10 protein-coding genes are annotated in these 16,350 nt (G+C 64.8%); 4 read left to right on the top strand and 6 right to left on the bottom strand.

Translation table 11 applies throughout. From position 1 onward, the window contains the following. Positions 1-19 precede the first annotated feature (19 nt). The 3 genes from clpS (at position 20) to KO539_RS26260 (ending at position 6,148) form a co-directional block, all read left to right on the top strand. On the top strand, positions 20-322 hold the full coding sequence (clpS, locus tag KO539_RS26270; protein WP_034751577.1) for an ATP-dependent Clp protease adapter ClpS: 303 nt from the start codon (positions 20-22) through the stop codon (positions 320-322). Further along, positions 319-2,619 carry an ATP-dependent Clp protease ATP-binding subunit ClpA gene (clpA, locus tag KO539_RS26265; RefSeq protein ID WP_219312977.1) on the top strand — a complete coding sequence of 767 codons (2,301 nt, stop codon included), beginning with the start codon at positions 319-321 and terminating at the stop codon, positions 2,617-2,619. The genes clpS and clpA overlap by 4 nt, the downstream gene beginning before the upstream one ends. A gap of 172 nt (positions 2,620-2,791) precedes the next feature. Next, positions 2,792-6,148, top strand: coding sequence for a S41 family peptidase (locus KO539_RS26260; RefSeq protein WP_219312976.1), 3,357 nt, complete (start codon positions 2,792-2,794; stop codon positions 6,146-6,148). 5 nt (positions 6,149-6,153) lie between these two features. On the opposite strand, the gene KO539_RS26255 is transcribed toward KO539_RS26260, so the two are convergent. The 5 genes from KO539_RS26255 to prpR all read right to left on the bottom strand — a co-directional run bounded on the left by KO539_RS26255 (position 6,154) and on the right by prpR (position 11,480). After that, positions 6,154-6,873 carry a LytTR family DNA-binding domain-containing protein gene (locus tag KO539_RS26255; RefSeq protein ID WP_219312974.1) on the bottom strand — a complete coding sequence of 240 codons (720 nt, stop codon included), beginning with the start codon at positions 6,871-6,873 and terminating at the stop codon, positions 6,154-6,156. Next, on the bottom strand, positions 6,870-7,919 hold the full coding sequence (locus tag KO539_RS26250) for a sensor histidine kinase (RefSeq protein WP_219312971.1): 1,050 nt from the start codon (positions 7,917-7,919) through the stop codon (positions 6,870-6,872). The genes KO539_RS26255 and KO539_RS26250 overlap by 4 nt, the downstream gene beginning before the upstream one ends. 3 nt (positions 7,920-7,922) lie before the next feature. Next, positions 7,923-8,795: an alpha/beta fold hydrolase gene (locus tag KO539_RS26245; RefSeq protein WP_219312970.1), complete on the bottom strand. Its 873-nt coding sequence runs from the start codon at positions 8,793-8,795 to the stop codon at positions 7,923-7,925. Positions 8,796-8,885: 90 nt separating this feature from the next. Beyond that, entirely contained in the window at positions 8,886-9,824 is a 939-nt protein-coding gene (locus KO539_RS26240; protein ID WP_219312968.1) for a phytanoyl-CoA dioxygenase family protein, read from the bottom strand. Between the two features lie 24 nt (positions 9,825-9,848). Continuing rightward, positions 9,849-11,480, bottom strand: a complete 1,632-nt coding sequence (gene prpR / locus KO539_RS26235; RefSeq protein ID WP_219312966.1) for a propionate catabolism operon regulatory protein PrpR — start codon at positions 11,478-11,480, stop codon at positions 9,849-9,851. Positions 11,481-11,691: 211 nt separating this feature from the next. Here prpR and KO539_RS26230 point away from each other — a divergent pair, with 211 nt between their 5' ends. Further along, complete coding sequence (locus tag KO539_RS26230) at positions 11,692-15,354, top strand: bifunctional diguanylate cyclase/phosphodiesterase (protein WP_219312964.1); 3,663 nt, start codon at positions 11,692-11,694, stop codon at positions 15,352-15,354. Here KO539_RS26230 and xth read toward each other — a convergent pair. Beyond that, positions 15,351-16,115, bottom strand: a complete 765-nt coding sequence (gene xth / locus KO539_RS26225) for an exodeoxyribonuclease III (RefSeq protein ID WP_219312962.1) — start codon at positions 16,113-16,115, stop codon at positions 15,351-15,353. The two genes, KO539_RS26230 and xth, sit on opposite strands and share 4 nt — an antisense overlap. Positions 16,116-16,350 lie beyond the last annotated feature (235 nt).

Raw genomic sequence — 16,350 nt, 5'->3', positions numbered from 1 at the left:
AAAGCATTAGAATAAGCGTATGGCAACCAAGCACGACACAGAAACCCTGCTGGAGCGGCAAGTGCTGAAGCCGCCACCGCTCTACCAGGTAGCCTTGCTCAATGACGACTACACCCCGATGGAATTTGTGGTGGCCATCATTCAGGAGTATTTCAACAAGGACCGTGAAACGGCGACGCAAATCATGCTCAGTGTTCATCGCTACGGCAAAGGAGTGTGCGGCGTGTTCTCTAAAGATATAGCGTGTACCAAAGTGGAGTTCGTTTTAACGCATGCGCGCAAGGCGGGGCACCCCCTGCAGTGCGTGATGGAGGAAGTATGATTGCGCAGGAATTAGAAGTAAGTTTGCACATGGCGTTTGTCGAAGCTCGGCAGGCACGGCACGAATTCATCACGGTTGAGCATTTACTGCTGGCACTGCTGGACAATCCCTCCGCTGCCGAGGTGTTGCGTGCCTGCGCGGTCAATATAGAGGACCTGCGCAAGACCCTCACCAATTTCATCGGCGATAACACGCCGACCGTGCCTGGCACGGGCGAAGTCGACACCCAGCCGACGCTTGGTTTCCAGCGCGTGATCCAGCGTGCCATCATGCACGTCCAGTCCGCCTCGAATGGCAAGAAGGAAGTCACGGGCGCCAATGTGCTGGTGGCCATCTTCGGCGAGAAGGATTCGCATGCGGTCTACTACGTGCACCAGCAGGGCGTGACACGCCTGGACGTGGTCAATTTCATTTCGCACGGCGTGCGCAAGGACCAGTCGACGGAAAGCGCGAAAGCCTCCGAAGGCGTGGAAGAAGCGCCTGTCGATGGCCAGCCGAAGGAAAGTCCGCTCGACCAGTTCACGCAAAACCTGAACAAGGCCGCTGCCGAAGGCAAGATCGACCCGCTGATCGGGCGCGAGGAAGAAGTCGACCGCGTGATCCAGATCCTGTGCCGTCGCCGCAAGAACAATCCGCTGCTGGTCGGCGAGGCGGGCGTGGGCAAGACGGCCATCGCCGAAGGCCTCGCTTACCGCATCACGCAAAGCGATGTGCCGGAAATCCTGCAGAATGCCGTCGTGTATTCGCTGGACATGGGCGCCTTGCTGGCCGGAACCAAATACCGCGGCGACTTCGAACAGCGCCTGAAAGCCGTGCTGAAACAGTTGAAGGACAATCCGAACGGCATCCTGTTCATTGACGAAATCCACACCATCATCGGTGCGGGTTCGGCGTCGGGCGGCACTCTGGATGCGTCCAACCTGCTGAAGCCGGCACTGGCGAATGGCCAGCTGAAGTGCATCGGCGCGACCACGTACACGGAATTCCGCGGCGTGTTCGAGAAAGACCATGCGCTCTCCCGCCGCTTCCAGAAAGTGGACGTCAACGAGCCGACCGTCGAGCAAACCGTGCAAATCTTGCGCGGCCTCAAATCGCGCTTCGAAGAGCACCATGGCGTGAAATACTCGGCCTCGGCCCTGTCGACGGCGGCCGAACTGGCTGCGCGCTTCATCAACGACCGCCATCTGCCCGACAAGGCGATCGACGTCATCGATGAAGCAGGCGCGGCGCAGCGCATCCTGCCGAAGTCGAAGCAAAAGAAAACCATCGGCAAGGCCGAGATCGAGGACATCATTGCCAAGATCGCGCGCATTCCGCCGCAAACGGTCAACCAGGACGACCGCAGCAAGCTGCAGACGATCGACCGCGATTTGCGTAATGTCGTGTTTGGGCAAGATCCCGCCATCGATGCGCTGGCGTCGGCCATCAAGATGGCGCGTGCGGGCCTGGGCAAGACGGACAAGCCGATCGGTTCCTTCCTGTTCTCCGGTCCGACCGGCGTCGGCAAGACCGAAGTGGCGAAACAGCTGGCTTTCATCCTCGGTATCGAGCTGATCCGTTTCGACATGTCGGAATACATGGAACGCCATGCCGTGTCGCGCCTGATCGGTGCGCCGCCGGGCTATGTTGGTTTCGACCAGGGCGGCTTGCTGACGGAAGCGATCACCAAGAAGCCGCATGCGGTCTTGCTGCTCGATGAAATTGAAAAAGCCCATCCGGACATTTTCAATATCCTGCTGCAAGTCATGGACCATGGCACCTTGACGGACAACAATGGCCGCAAAGCCGATTTCCGCAACGTGATCATCATCATGACGACCAATGCGGGGGCGGAAAGCTTGCAAAAGACGTCGATCGGCTTCACCAATTCGAAGCAGGCGGGCGACGAGATGGCCGACATCAAGCGCATGTTTACGCCGGAGTTCCGCAACCGCATCGACGCGACCATCAGCTTCCGCTCGCTGGACCAGGAAATCATCCTGCGCGTGGTCGACAAGTTCCTGATGCAGCTGGAAGAGCAGTTGCACGAGAAAAAGGTCGAGGCCGTGTTTACCGAAAAGCTGCGTGCTTTCCTCGGGAAGAAAGGTTTCGATCCGCTCATGGGTGCGCGTCCGATGGCACGCTTGATCCAGGACATGATCCGCAAGGCCCTGGCCGACGAACTGTTGTTCGGCCGCCTGGTCACCGGTGGACGGGTCACCGTCGACCTCGACGACAAGGACCAGGTCTTGCTGGAATTCCCGGAACCGCCAGACGCGGCACCGACGGCAGCACCGGAAACGGTGGAAGTGGAATAAGCTTCCTGCAGTCAACGAAAAACCCGCCCACGCAAGTGGCGCGGGTTTTTTTTCGTTTTTATGGGCAATAAAGAAGGTTTTAAGAAGGTTTTCTTTGGTCATAGTTATGCCAGAATTGCTATCCGGTATCGACATGGTGTCCATACCGCCTGACCGCCATCTGGATGTCCATATGAAAATTTCCCGTACTCTCGCCTTCCTGTTGTTTTCCGCCGGCTTGCTGGGTAGCGCCGCCGCTGCCGCTGTTGCCGCCGCTCCTGCCGGCAGCTATTTCCGCTTTCCCGCCGTGCGTGGCGATACCGTCGTCTTCACGGCCGAAGGCGATTTGTGGAAAAGCAATCTGCGCGGTGGCGCGGCGCAGCGCCTGACCACGCATCCCGGCTATGAAACGAACGCGGCGATTTCGCGCGACGGCCAGTGGATTGCCTTTTCCGCCGCCTATGAAGGGGCGCAGGAAGCGTACGTGATGCCGCTGGCCGGCGGCTTGCCGCGCCGTATTTCGTATGACAATGGCGGCGTGCTGGTGCTGGGCTGGACGGCGCAGGGCGAGGTGCTGGTCAGCACGCAAAACACGGATGGCCCCGCTTCGCGCCGCATCGTCGCCGCCATCGATCCCGTGAAACAGACGCGGCGCGTGTTTCCCGTGGCTGACGCCAACGACGCCGTGCTCGACGACTTTGGCAAGACGCTGTTCTTCACGCGTTTCGGCCTGGCCATGACCAACGACAATGTGCGCAACTACCGCGGCGGCGCGCATGCGACCCTGTGGCGCTATGACCTCGATGGCAAGGGCGAGGCCGTGCGCATGCATGCGGAGCCTGCTGTGTTGGCTGGCAACAACAAGCGCCCCATGTGGTGGCAAGGCAGAGTCTATTACATCAGTGACGAGGGCGGCAGCGACAATCTGTGGAGCATGCTGCCGGACGGCTCCGACCGCCGCGCCTTGACGACCCACACGCAGTGGGACGTGCGCAATGCGCAGCTGGGCGACGGCAAGATCGTGTATCAACTGGGTGCGGACCTGCAAGTGCTGGACCTGGCGGCAGGGACGGAGTCGTCGCCATTGCCGATCAGCCTCGTGTCCGACTTCGACCAGCAGCGCGCGCGCCAGATCCGCTCGCCACTGGACACCCTCTCCAATGTGCAGGTGTCGGGCAAGGATGAGCGCATCATCCTCACCGCCCGCGGCAAGGTCAGCATCGCCGGCACAGGCAGTTTGCGCCGAGTCGATATCGCCATTCCCGAAGGGGCGCGGGCGCGCGACGCCGTGTTTTCCAGCGACGAGAAATCCGTCTTCGCCATCGTCGACACGAGCGGCGAGAATGAGATCTGGAAGTACGCCGCCGATGGTTCGGGCAAGGGCGAGCAGCTGACGACGCAGGGAGATAACCACCGCTGGAAACTGTATCCATCGCCGGACGGGCGCTGGCTGGCGCACACGGACAAAAAGGGCCGTTTCTGGCTGCTGGACCTGGCGACCAGGGGCAACCAGCTGATCGATGACGCGGGCAAGGCCGGCGTGGACAAGCATGACGAAGTGCAATGGTCGCCCGACAGCCACAACCTGGCCATCGTGCGCGTGGCCAGCAACGAGCAGCGCGAGCAGATCGGCTTGTACAACCTCGCGTCGAAACAGCTGCAATTCGTCACCAGCGACCGTTATACGTCCGGTTCGCCCGTGTTTTCGCCCGACGGCAAGTGGTTGTATTTCATGTCGGCGCGCAATTTTCAGCTGGCCAACGGCTCGCCGTGGGGCGATCGCAACATGGGGCCCGTGTTCGACAAGCGCATCGGCGTGTATGCACTGGCACTGCAGCCGGGCAACCGTTTCCCGTTTCAGCCCGACGATGAGCTGAGCCGTCCGGGAGTGAAACCGGCCGAGACGGATGGTGAAAAGGCGGCCGAACAGGCGGCGGAAAAGGCATTGGAAAAGGCCGGCGGCAAGACGGCCGTGAAAAAGGCCCCAGCCGCCTTGCCTGCCATCGTCAGCCAGGGCCTGGCCGAGCGCCTGTATGAAGTGCCGCTGGCGGCGGGCAATTACAGCGCGCTGGCCGCCGACGACAAGCGCCTGTATTTCCTGGAACGGGAAAGTGGCGAGAACAAGTCCAGCCTGAAGACCTTGGCGATTGGCAATACCGGCTCCAAGCCGGAACTGCTGGTGGCCAATGTGCGCGAATTCGACCTGGCGCAGGATAAAAAGCATTTATATTACCGTACTGCGGCCGCCACCGGCCCGGGCGAGATGCTGGTGATCGAGGCGGGCGCCAAGCTGCCGGCGGACCTGTCGAAGGCCAAGGTCAAGGTCGACGACTGGACGTTCGTGTCGAATCCGCGCCTGGAATGGAAGCAGATGTTCAACGATGCGTGGCGTTTGCACCGCGACTTCCTGTACGACGCGAAGATGCGCGGCGTGAACTGGAAGGCGGCGCGCGACAAATATGCGCCGCTGGTCGAGCGGGTCACGGACCGCGCCGAACTCAATGATGTACTCGGCATGATGGTGGCCGAAGTGGGCGCCCTGCATTCGCAGATCCGTCCCGGCGAACTGCGCCGCACGGAGCAGGAAGGCACGCCGGCGGGCCTCGGCGCCGTGCTGGCGCGCACCGGCGAGGGCTACCGGGTCGAACATGTCTACCGCAGCGAAGCGGAATTGCCCTCGGCGCGCGCACCGCTGTCGCGCCCCGAAGTGGATGTGAAGGCGGGCGACGTGATCACGGCCGTCAACGGCAAGGACGTGCTGGCCGCGCGCGACATCAGCGATTTGCTGCTGAACCAGGCCGACAAGCAGGTGCTGCTGCAAGTCAAACGTGGCAAAGGCGCGCCGCGCGCCGTGATCGTCACGCCCGTGAACATGGCAAAACAGACGGCACTGCGCTATGGCGACTGGGAACTGAGCCGCGCCGAGCAGGTGGCGGCCGCTTCGCAGGGACGCATCGGCTACCTGCATTTGCGCGCCATGGGCGCCAATGACATCGCCTCGTTCGCGCGCGATTTTTACGCCAACATCAACCGCGAAGGCCTGATCATCGACGTGCGGCGCAATAACGGCGGCAATATCGACAGCTGGATCATCGAAAAACTGCTGCGCAAGGCCTGGGCCTACTGGGCGCCGCCGGGCGTGCAGCCATCGTCGAACATGCAGAACACCTTCCGCGGCCATTTGGTGGTGCTGGTCGATGAACTCACGTATTCGGATGGCGAGACTTTCGCCGCCGGCATCAAGGCATTGAAACTGGCGCCGCTGGTGGGCAAGCGCACGGCCGGCGCCGGAGTCTGGCTCAGCGACAATACGCGCCTGGCCGACAACGGCATGGCGCGCGTGGCGGAAAACGGCCAGTTCGGCATCGACGGCCAGTGGCTGATCGAAGGCGTGGGCGTGGTGCCGGACGTCGAGGTGGAAAACCCGCCGCACGCCACCTTCAATGGCGCCGACCGCCAGCTGGAAGTGGCGCTCGACATGCTGGCGAAAAAGCTCAAGGAGCAGCCGCGCCCCGCCTTCCAGGCGCAGCCTATCCCCGCGCTGAAGTAAGGTGGCTACAGGCCGCAGGCGGCCTTGAACTGCTGCGCGCGGCGGCGCGATACCTCGACCACGCTGCCGTCCTGCAGGTGCAGGGCTAGGCCATCGGCGGCATTTGGCGCGAGCCGCGCCACCTGCGCCAGGTTGACGATCTGGCGCCGGTTGGCGCGCAGGAACAGGGCAGGATCGAGCTTTTCTTCCAGCTGGTTCAGGGTGCGCAGCATCAGCGGCCGCTGCGCGCCGAAATGCACGCGCGTGTAGTTGCCTTCCGATTCCAGCAGGCGGATATCGTCAAACGCCACGAACCAGCAGCGTTCCCCATCCTTGATGAAGACCTTGCGCGGCGCGGGCGGCGGCACGGCTTGCGCCCGCGCGCCGGCACGCGCCAGCGCCGTGGCCAGGCGCGCCGCCTGCACGGGTTTTTGCAGGTAGTCGAGGGCGCTGACCTCGAACGCCTGCAGCGCGTACTGGTCGAAGGCCGTGCAAAAGATGACGTCGGGCGCATCATCGAGCGCGGCCAGCAGGTCGAAGCCGGAGCCGCCCGGCATCTGCACGTCGAGCAGCAGCAGGTCGGGGCGCAGCTTGCCGATCTGCGCGACGGCATCGGCCGCGCTGGCCGCCTCGCCCACGATCTCCACGACGCCGTGCTGCACATGCGGCGCCAGCAGCCTTCGCAGCTCGGCGCGCGCCAGGCGCTCGTCATCGACCAGCATTACCTTCAGCGGCTGGCCGTTCATGCCGGCTCCGGCAAGTCGATGGTGGCATATACCCAGCCCGCCTGCTGGCGCAGTTCCAGGCTGGCGCGCTCGCCGCAGGCCAGTTGCAGGCGCTGGCGCGCATTGCGCAGGCCGATGCCGGTGGAGCCGGATGCGCCGCGCAGCTCACCCGTATTGGCCACCTCGATCCGCAGCATGTCCGTGTCGGCGCCGCGCCGCGCCGCGATGCGGATGTCGCCGCCCTCGGCGCTCGCTTCGACGCCGTATTTGACGGCGTTTTCCACCAGCGTTTGCAGGGCCATGGGCGGCACGCGCGCGTGCTCCAGGCCGGGGAGGATGTCGAAGCTGACGCGCAGGCGTTCCTCGAAGCGACTCTGTTCGATGGCCAGGTAGGCGCGCACGGCGTCCAGTTCGGCCGCCAGCGGCACCGTGGCGTGCTGGCTGGACTGCAGCGCGTGGCGCATCAGGCCGGCCAGCTGGTCGATCATGTGCGCGGCCGCTTCGCGGTCTTCGAAGATCAGTGCGCGCACGCTATTGAGGCTGTTGAAGAAGAAATGCGGATTGACTTGCGCCTGCAGGGCGCGCAACTGGGCGTCCTTGGCCAGCACTTCCAGGCGCAGCGCCTCGGCCTCGAAGCGGCTGGCGCGGCGCAGCGACAGCGCGGTGAAGTAGAACACCGTCCAGGTCAGGAATACCCCGAACCAGAACAGCAGGGCGCCGGGCAGCCAGGCGATGCCGCGGAGGGTGTGCGGCGGATACATGACGTGGAAGGCGCTCGCCACGCTGGCCGTCTGGATGGCGGCCAGCACGATCAGCGACGGCACGATGCGTGTCCAGCGCAGACCGTTCGCCGCCCAGCCGCGCCGCTGCAGGACGCCATGCCACAGATGCGACAGCAGCAGCCCGCCCAGCGAGCCCCAGCCGGCAATCGTCACGACGATGCGCAGCTGCGTGGAGCCGCCATATACGCTGTTGAACAGGGTGAGCGCGCCCCAGCCGGCCAGCTGGAAGGTCCAGTACCAGTTGATCCTGGCCAGCAGCGGCGGCCGTTGCAAGGGCGTGTTCATCGCCTAGTCCAGGAACTGTTCGATGCGCGCATGCATCCAGTCCGGCTGGTCGTACATGATGAAGTGGCGCGCCGTATCGGCCAGCGCGACTTTTACGCCGGGCAGCTGTGCATACTGCTGCTGGAAGGTAGCCTCGATGGCGGCGCGCGGCGCAAAGTCCTTGTAGGCGATCCAGGTGCCCAGCACCAGGGTCGGCGAGCGCACTTTCGCCACATCCTGGCGCAGGTCGCTGGCCATCAGGGTGCCCATGGCCTTGATCACCGTCTCGCGGTCCGAGCGCTGGCCCCAGCCGATGATGCGCTCCACGTCGGCCGGCGCGCTGGCCATGCTGGTCACGGCGCGGCGCTGGCTGGTGGCGTAGGTGGCGCCATCCTGCGCGCGCATGGCCGATTGCATCTGCGTCGCCATGGCTTGCAGCTGCGGCGGCGTGATGGAGGGCAGCTGCGTCGCGCCCAGCGCCGGCAGCGAGTCGACGATCACCAGCTTGCCCGTTTGCGCCGGATGGTCGATGGCCATTTTCAGGGCCAGGAAGCCGCCCAGGCTATGTCCGATGATGGCCGGCTGGCCCAGTTTTTGGCTGCCGATGTAGTCGGCCAGTTGCTGCTCCGCCTGCGCCAGCAAGTCGCCTTCGATGGGCGCCGCGCCGGCAAAGCCGGCCAGTGTCAGCACGTGGCATTGGCGTGCGGCTTGCGGGCCGCACAGGCGCGCCACCGTGCCTTGCCACACTTCGCCGGACGACGCGAGGCCGGGAATCAGGATCAGCGGGCGGCCTTGTCCGGTGACTTCGACCGTGAAGGCCTTGGGGGCGGCGGCCTGGCTGGCGCCTGCCGCCAGCAGGGCACTAGATAAGATCAAGGTTTGCAGTGTTCGTTTCATGGGGTACTCCTCCTTGACGACCATGCTAGCGGCACAGGCGTGCGGCTGCCAGCGCCGCGGGATGAACGGCGGCAGGGCGGGATGAACGGTTCATATCCACACATCCTGGTCCTGGCAATGGTCAGGAAGGTAGGTCAGGTACTGCACCATGCGCGGCGCCGGGCCGCGGTTGGGCGTGGCGCAGTGGGGCAGCGCCTGGTGCCAGATGATGAAATCGCCGGCCATGCCGTCGACGGGCATGGGCCGCAAATTGTCGACGGCCCATTCGCGCGGCTGGCGCCCCGGCGGCACTTGCCGCAGCCAGTCGGCCAGCTTGTGCTGGAAGCCGGGCACACAGTGAAAGGCGCCGTGCTGCGCGGAACAGTCGCTCAGGTACAGCATGCCTTGCAGCTTGAAGGGAATCGGCTGCTGCAGGCTGACGTCCCAGTGCAGGGCGCTGCCAGGGAAGCTGTGCTGCGGCGTTTGCGGCGGATTGAAGCTGACCTTGTCGATGCTGGCGTAGATGCCGGCGCCAGTGCCGATGCCGGTGTCATATAGCTGCTGACAGGCGTGGCGGATGTGCGCACTGTGGCGGTTTTCCTCGAGGGCCGGATGGTCGGAAAACTGCAGCATCAGGCCCCGCTTGCCCGGGTGCGGCTGGTACCACGACGCGGCATCATCGGGGCTGGCATCCAGATAGTCCCAGATGGCTGCCCGGGCTGCCTCGCACTGCGCGCGCGGCACGGCGCCGCGCAGCACCAGATAGCCGTGCTCCTCGAAATGGCGCAGCTCGGCGGCGGACAGCACGTCCTGGTGCGCGCTGGCGGCGTGCGCCGGGCGCACGCGCGTGCGGCCAGCCAGCCACGCCTGGAAAGCTTCCAGGGTAGGGCGTTGCTGGAACAGGAACTGCATGGCGTCTTCCATGGAAATGCCGCGCGCGTACAGCGCCTTGATGTCCTGGTGGTCGCGCGCCAGTCCCTCTTTGCCGCTCGCGCCAGCGTGCCCCGTGCAGCGTTGCCATAATTCGTGCAAATGAGGCCAGTCGTCCATGGTGTTTGGGGTATGGTTGAAAAGTCAGCCGCTGCGCAGGCGCCGCCACAGGGTGGTGCGGCTGATGCCGAGGTAGTGGGCGGCGGCGTCGCGGCGCCCGCCGAAGCGCGCCAGCACCGCGCTGGCGCTTTCGTCTTCCGGGCGCGGTGCGGCGGTGACAGCTGCGGCGGATGACGCCAGCGGCAGTGCCGTGCCGGCAGCGTTGCCCAGTTCCGGCGCCACGCCCAGCACGAAGGCGGGGGTGAGCGCCTGCAGCGGTTCGGCGGCCAGGAACAGGGCCAGGCGCTCGGCCAGGTTGCGCAGTTCGCGCACGTTGCCGGGCCAGTCGTAGCGGCGCAGCAGCGGCGCGCAAGCCTGGATTTCCGCATGCAGGTTGGGGTGCGGACGGGCACCCAGCGCGGCCAGCGCGTTTTTCAGCGACCACTCGGCGAGGCCAGGAATGTCGCTGGCGCGTTCGCGCAAGGCGGGCAAATGCAGGCGCAGCACGGCCAGGCGGTAGAACAGGTCGGCGCGGAAGCGGCCTTCGCGGATGCGTTGCTCCAGGTCGCAATGCGTGGCGCTGATGATGCGCACATTGATGGCGATGGGCCGCGTGCCGCCCACGCGCACCACTTCGCGCTCTTCCAGCACGCGCAGCAGGCGCGTTTGCAGGGCCAGCGGCATTTCGCCGATTTCGTCGAGGAACAGGGTGCCGTGGTTGGCCGCTTCGAACAGGCCCGCATGGCCGCCCCGGCGCGCGCCCGTGAAGGCGCCGTCCTCGTGGCCGAACAGTTCCGATTCCAGCAAGGACTCGGCGATGGCACCGCAATTGATGGCGATGAAGGGGCGGTTTGCGCCCAGGCTGCGCGGGCTTTCGCGGTGGATCGCCTGCGCCACCAGTTCCTTGCCGCTGCCCGTTTCGCCCTGGATCAGCACCGTCGCCGGCGAGCGGGCATACAGCACCACCGACTGGCGCAGCGCTTCCATCGCTTCCGATTCGCCGCGCAGATCGTGCAGGCCGTGGCGCGCGCGCAGGGTGTCGGCCACCACCGCGCGGCGTCCCCGGGTCGATTCGATCTGCGTCAGGCGCGCCAGTTCCAGCGCGTCGTCGAAGGCGCGCCGGATGGCCGTGGCCGAATACACGAAGACGGCGGCCAGTCCGGCCTCTTCGGCCAGGTCGGTGACGAGCCCCGCGCCGACGACGGCCTTGACGCCGGCCGCCTTGAGTTCATTGATCTGCGCGCGCGCGTCTTCCTCGGTGGCGTAGGTGCGCTGCGCGATCTGGAAGCCGAAGGTGGCGGCAAATTCGGCCAGTTCCGGCATCGGGTCCTGGTAGGTGACGACGCCGATGTGCGGCGAGATGCGCCGCGCGCGCGCCAGCGCCTGCATCACGTCGTAGCCGCTGGCCTTGGCGATGATGACGGGGACCGACAGCCGGCCTTTCAGGTAGGCGCCGTTGGAACCGGCCGCGATGACGGCGTCGCAGCGCTCGGTGGCCATGCGTTCGCGGATGTGGCGCACGGCGTCGTCGAAACCGAGGTTGATCGGTTCGATCGTCGCCAGGTCGTCGTATTCGAGCGTGATGTCGCGGAACAGGTCGAACAGCCGCGAGACGGAGACGGTCCAGATGACGGGTTTGTCGCGGTGGTCGAGCGGAGGTTGGGGAGGGCGGCGCATGCTTTATTCTAAACGATTTGTTTCATTTTCTTGCCATGCAACGCCGTTGCAACGATCGTGTTGCAAGTGGTCTGTGGCGTTTCAGATATTGCCAATAAGGAATATGAAAAAACCCGTGGAAACTGGTTTATGATCTAGCAGCACCATGATGCTTGGAAGAATATTTTCCCAAGCGCATGTTTATCTCGTCCCTAACCGTCCCATGGTGTCCATGAACCGCGTCCCCACCAGTCCCGATTTCATTGCCGATGCCTTGCAGCTGATCGCCTTGCCGGCCTGTGCCTGCGATGCCTGCGGCATGGTGGTGGCGGCGAATGGCGCCTTGCAGGCCTTGCTGGGCACAGATATTTCGGGGCGCTTGCTGACCGATTGCTTTACGGACGCCTATCGCGCGTCGAGCACCAGCATGCTGCGCGGCGCGCTCGGTGCGGCCGGACGCGAGCGGCAGTGGGACAGCAGCCTGCAAGGGGTATCGGGCGCCATCGCCGTGCAGGTCTGGTCCAGGCCGCTTCTGGTGGACGATGGCTTGCCCGGTGCGACCCTCGTGTTTGCCGACATCCGCGTGCAGCAGCGCGACCAGCAAGCCTTGCGCAAGACCTTGCTCGAGCAGCAGGCCATCCTGGAAAGCGCGGCCGTCGGCATCGTCTTTTCCAAGGGCGGCTTCATCGAGGAGTGCAATATCCGCGCCGCCGAGATGCTCGGCTATGCGCGCCACCAGCTGACGGGCATGCCGGGCGCGGTGCTGTACCGCTCCGCCGAGCATTGCCGCGCCCTGGGGCTGGAAGCGGCGCCGCTGCTCTCGAAGGGCAAGCCATACCGCACCGAGCTGGAATTGCGGCGCCAGGATGGCACGCTGTTCTGGAGCCGGCTGCACGGGCGCGCCGTCGATCCCCTCAATACGCATGACGGCACGGTCTGGATCATCGAAGACATCAGCGACCACCGGCGCGATGAAGACCAGTTGCGCCGCGCCATGCTGGAAATGCAGGCCGTGATGGATAACGCGCCGCTGGCCATCGGCTTCCAGCGCGACAAGGGCGTGCTGCGCTACAACCGGCGCTTCGCCGAATGCTTCGGCTTTGACGGCGACAGCGGCGTGGGCCTGGCCGTCGCCGACCTGTATCCGTCGCGCGCGGCATATGACAATGTCGTGCGGCAGGCTTCGCCCCTGCTGCGACGCGGCCTGCCGTTCCAGGGCGAGATGGAAATGCGCCGGCGCGACGGCTCCACGTTCTGGGCGCTGGCGTATGGCTATGTGCTCAATCCCGAGAGCCAGACGGATCGCGGCTTGCGCGACACGATCTGGCTGTTCGACGACCGAAGCGCGCAAAAGGCGGCCGAGGAGGCGACGCGCCAGCTGATGCTGGAGCAGCAGGCCATTCTCGACAATGCCTCCGTCGGCATCCTGTTTTCCCGTTCGCGCCTGATCCTGCGCTGCAATCCCCGCTTTGCCGAAATGTTCGGCTACGCACAGGAAGAGATGACGGGCTTGCCCGCCGCCGAGCTGTTTCCCTCGCCCGTCGCCTACGAGGCGTTTGGCGTGCAAGCGACGCCGCTGCTGGGGCAGGGCTTGCCGTACGAGCAGGATGAATCGCTGTTCCGCCGCCGCGACGGCAGCCTGTTCTGGTGCCGCATCCGCGCCAAGGCCGTCGACCAGACGCACAGCGAGCAGGGCGCCATCTGGATACTGGAAGACATCACGGCCAGCCGCCAGGCGCAGATGGAGGTGGCGGCCATCATGACGAATGCCTCGGTGAGCATCCTGTACACCAAGAACCGCCAGATCACGCGCTATAACCTGGGCTTTGCCGCGATGTTCGGCTACAGCGGCGACGAGGCGCTGGGCTTGCCCGGACGCGCGCTGTACGTGTCGCAGCAATCGTACGAGTTGCTGGGTGCGGCGGCCTTTCCCTTCCTGTCGGTGGCCAAGCCCTTCCAGACGGAAGTCGAGATGATGCGCCGCGACGGCACGACCTTGTGGGCGCAGCTGATCGCCTACGTCGTCAATCCGGACGACCCCGCCGCCGGCACCATCTGGATCATCGAAGACCGCACGGAAGCCAAGCGCGCCGAAGAATCCCTGCGCAACGCGCTGCTGGAAAACCAGGCCATCCTCGACAGCGCCGTGCTGGGCATCTCGGTGATAGAGGGCGGCTACAATTTGCGCGCCAACAGCAAGATGGAAGAGCTGTTCGGCTATGGCCCCGGCGAGATCAACGGCCTGTCGGTGCAAGCCCTGTATCCGGACGTGGCCGCGTGGAAGGTGGCGCGCGGCGAGACGGCGCGCGATTTCGATGCGGGGCGCGTGCACATGTCGGAATACCAGCTGGTGCGCAAGGATGGCAGCCGCTTCTGGGCGCGCCTGTCCGGCCGGCCGTTCGACCTGGCGCATGCGCATGGCCGTTCCGTGTGGCTGGTCGACGACGTGACGGCGCGCCGCGAGGCGGCCGAGGCGGTGCGCCGCGCGCGCGACGAGCTGGAATTGCGCGTGCAGGAACGCACGGCCGAACTGGCCGGCGCCAACCTGCTGCTGCAGGGCGAGATCGTCGAGCGGCGCCAGGCCGAGGCGCGCGTGCATCACATGGCCTACCACGACAACCTGACGGGTTTGCCGAACCGCGCGCTGCTGTCGGACCGGCTGGAGCGGGCCATGCTGGCCGCGCAGCGCTCCGGGCGCAAGCTGGCCGTGATGTTCATCGACCTCGATCGCTTTAAAACCATCAACGATTCGCTGGGCCACATGACGGGCGATTTGCTGCTCAAGGAAGTGGCCGCCCGGCTGTGCGGCGCCGTGCGCGCCAGCGACACGGTGGCGCGCCTGGGCGGCGATGAATTCGTCGTGCTGGTGCCGGGCATCCGCGGCAGCGACGAGGCGGCGCGCGTGGCCGAGAAGGTCATCGAGGCGCTGACGCCCGCCTTTCCGCTCGACGGCCACGTGCTGCACGTGACGCCGTCGATCGGCATCTGCCTGTATCCGGACGATGGCGGCGACGTCGATGCGCTGATGCGCCATGCGGATGCGGCCATGTACCACGCCAAGGGCAATGGCCGCAACAACTACCAGTTCTTCACGCAGACGATGAACCAGGCGGCGGCCCTGCATTTTGATCTGGAAAGCAGCTTGCGCACGGCACTGGCGCTGCAGCAGTTCGAACTGTTTTACCAGCCGATCATCGATATCGCCACGCGCCGCCTGCATGGCATGGAAGTGCTGCTGCGCTGGCGCCGTCCCGGCCACGGCCTGGTGCTGCCGGACCGCTTCATCCCCATCATGGAGGAAAACGGCTTGATCGTGCCGGTGGGCGAGTGGGTGATGCGCCAGGCTTGCGAGCAAAGCATGGCCTGGCAGCGCCAGGGCTTGCAGCCGGTGCCGCTGGCGGTGAATCTGTCGCCGCGCCAGTTCATGCACAAGGGCCTGGTGGCGGCCATCGGCGCCGTGGTGCGCGAAACGGGCATCGATCCGGCGCTGCTGGAATTCGAGATCACCGAGACGGCGCTGATGCAGCACGGCGAGCATACGCTGGAGATTTTGCGCCAGATCAATGGCATGGGCTTGCGCCTGTCGATCGACGACTTCGGCACCGGCTATTCCAGCCTGGCCTATCTGAAGCGCTTCCCCGTGAAAAAGGTCAAGATCGACCGCGCCTTCATCAAGGATCTCGAACACAGTGCGGAAGACCGCGCCATCGTGGCGGCCATCATCGCGCTGGCCGACAGCCTGCAATTGTCGGCCGTGGCCGAGGGCGTGGAAACGGAAGAACAGTTCGCCCTCCTGCAGGCGAACGGCTGCCGCTATGCGCAGGGCTATCTGTTTTCCGCGCCAGTGCCCGCCGTGAACGCACAGGCCTTGCTGGAGCGGATAGTCGTTAGTTAGTCAATCGTCGCCACGACAGGCGCATGGTCGGACGGTTGTTCCCATTTGCGGGGCACGCGGTCGATCACGCAAGCCGTGCAGCGGCCGGCGAGGGCGGGCGAGAGCAGGATGTGGTCGATGCGCAGGCCCTTGTTCAGGCGGAAGCCCAGCTGGCGGTAATCCCACCAGCTGAACGATTTGTCGGCCTGCTCGAACAGGCGGAAGGCGTCCATCAGGCCGATGTCGAACAGGCGCTGCAGGGCGGCGCGTTCCTTGTCCGACACCAGTACCTGGCCTTCCCAGGCGACAGGGTCGTGCACGTCGCGGTCGTCGGGGGCGATATTGTAGTCGCCGACGACGGCCAGTTGCGGATGCTGCTGCGCTTCTTCGGCCAGCCAGTCGTGCAGGGCGGCCAGCCAGCCCAGCTTGTATTCGTATTTGTCCGAATCGACGCTCTGGCCGTTCGGCACATAGGCGCAGACGACGCGCACGCCACCGATGGTGGCGGCCAGGATGCGCTGCTGCGCATCTTCATAGCGCGGGTTGTTCTTGACCACGTCGGTGATCGGCAGCTTCGACAGGATGGCCACACCGTTGTACGTTTTCTGGCCGCTGAAGACCACCTGATAGCCGGCCGCCTCGATCTCGGCGACGGGGAACTTGTCATCCGTGAGCTTGGTCTCTTGCAGGCAGAGTATGTCGACCGGGTTGTCTGTCAGCCACTGCAGCACTTGCGGCAGGCGCACTTTGAGCGAGTTGACGTTCCAGGTGGCGAGTTTCATGGGAAAAATCCTTGCTTGAATAGGTGGCGATAGGCGCGAATCTTACCGCATGCGTGTCGATGGCGTCCTGCGCCGCTTGCCCGGTATGGGCTTTATTGACTGGCCGGGAAAAAGAGGAGGGATAAAATATTTATACTTAACCAATCGTGGCGCATGAATATTATGTTTTTGTGTATCATTGATCAACCCCTATGTTTGATTTGGCATAAGTGGCTGGCGCGGCAGGATGCGTCCC

This window comes from Janthinobacterium sp. NKUCC06_STL, assembly GCF_019345455.1.
GTDB lineage: Bacteria > Pseudomonadota > Gammaproteobacteria > Burkholderiales > Burkholderiaceae_D > Janthinobacterium > Janthinobacterium rivuli.
The sequence above is the reverse complement of the archived record's forward strand: the minus strand, read 5'-3'. Positions and strand labels throughout refer to the sequence as shown.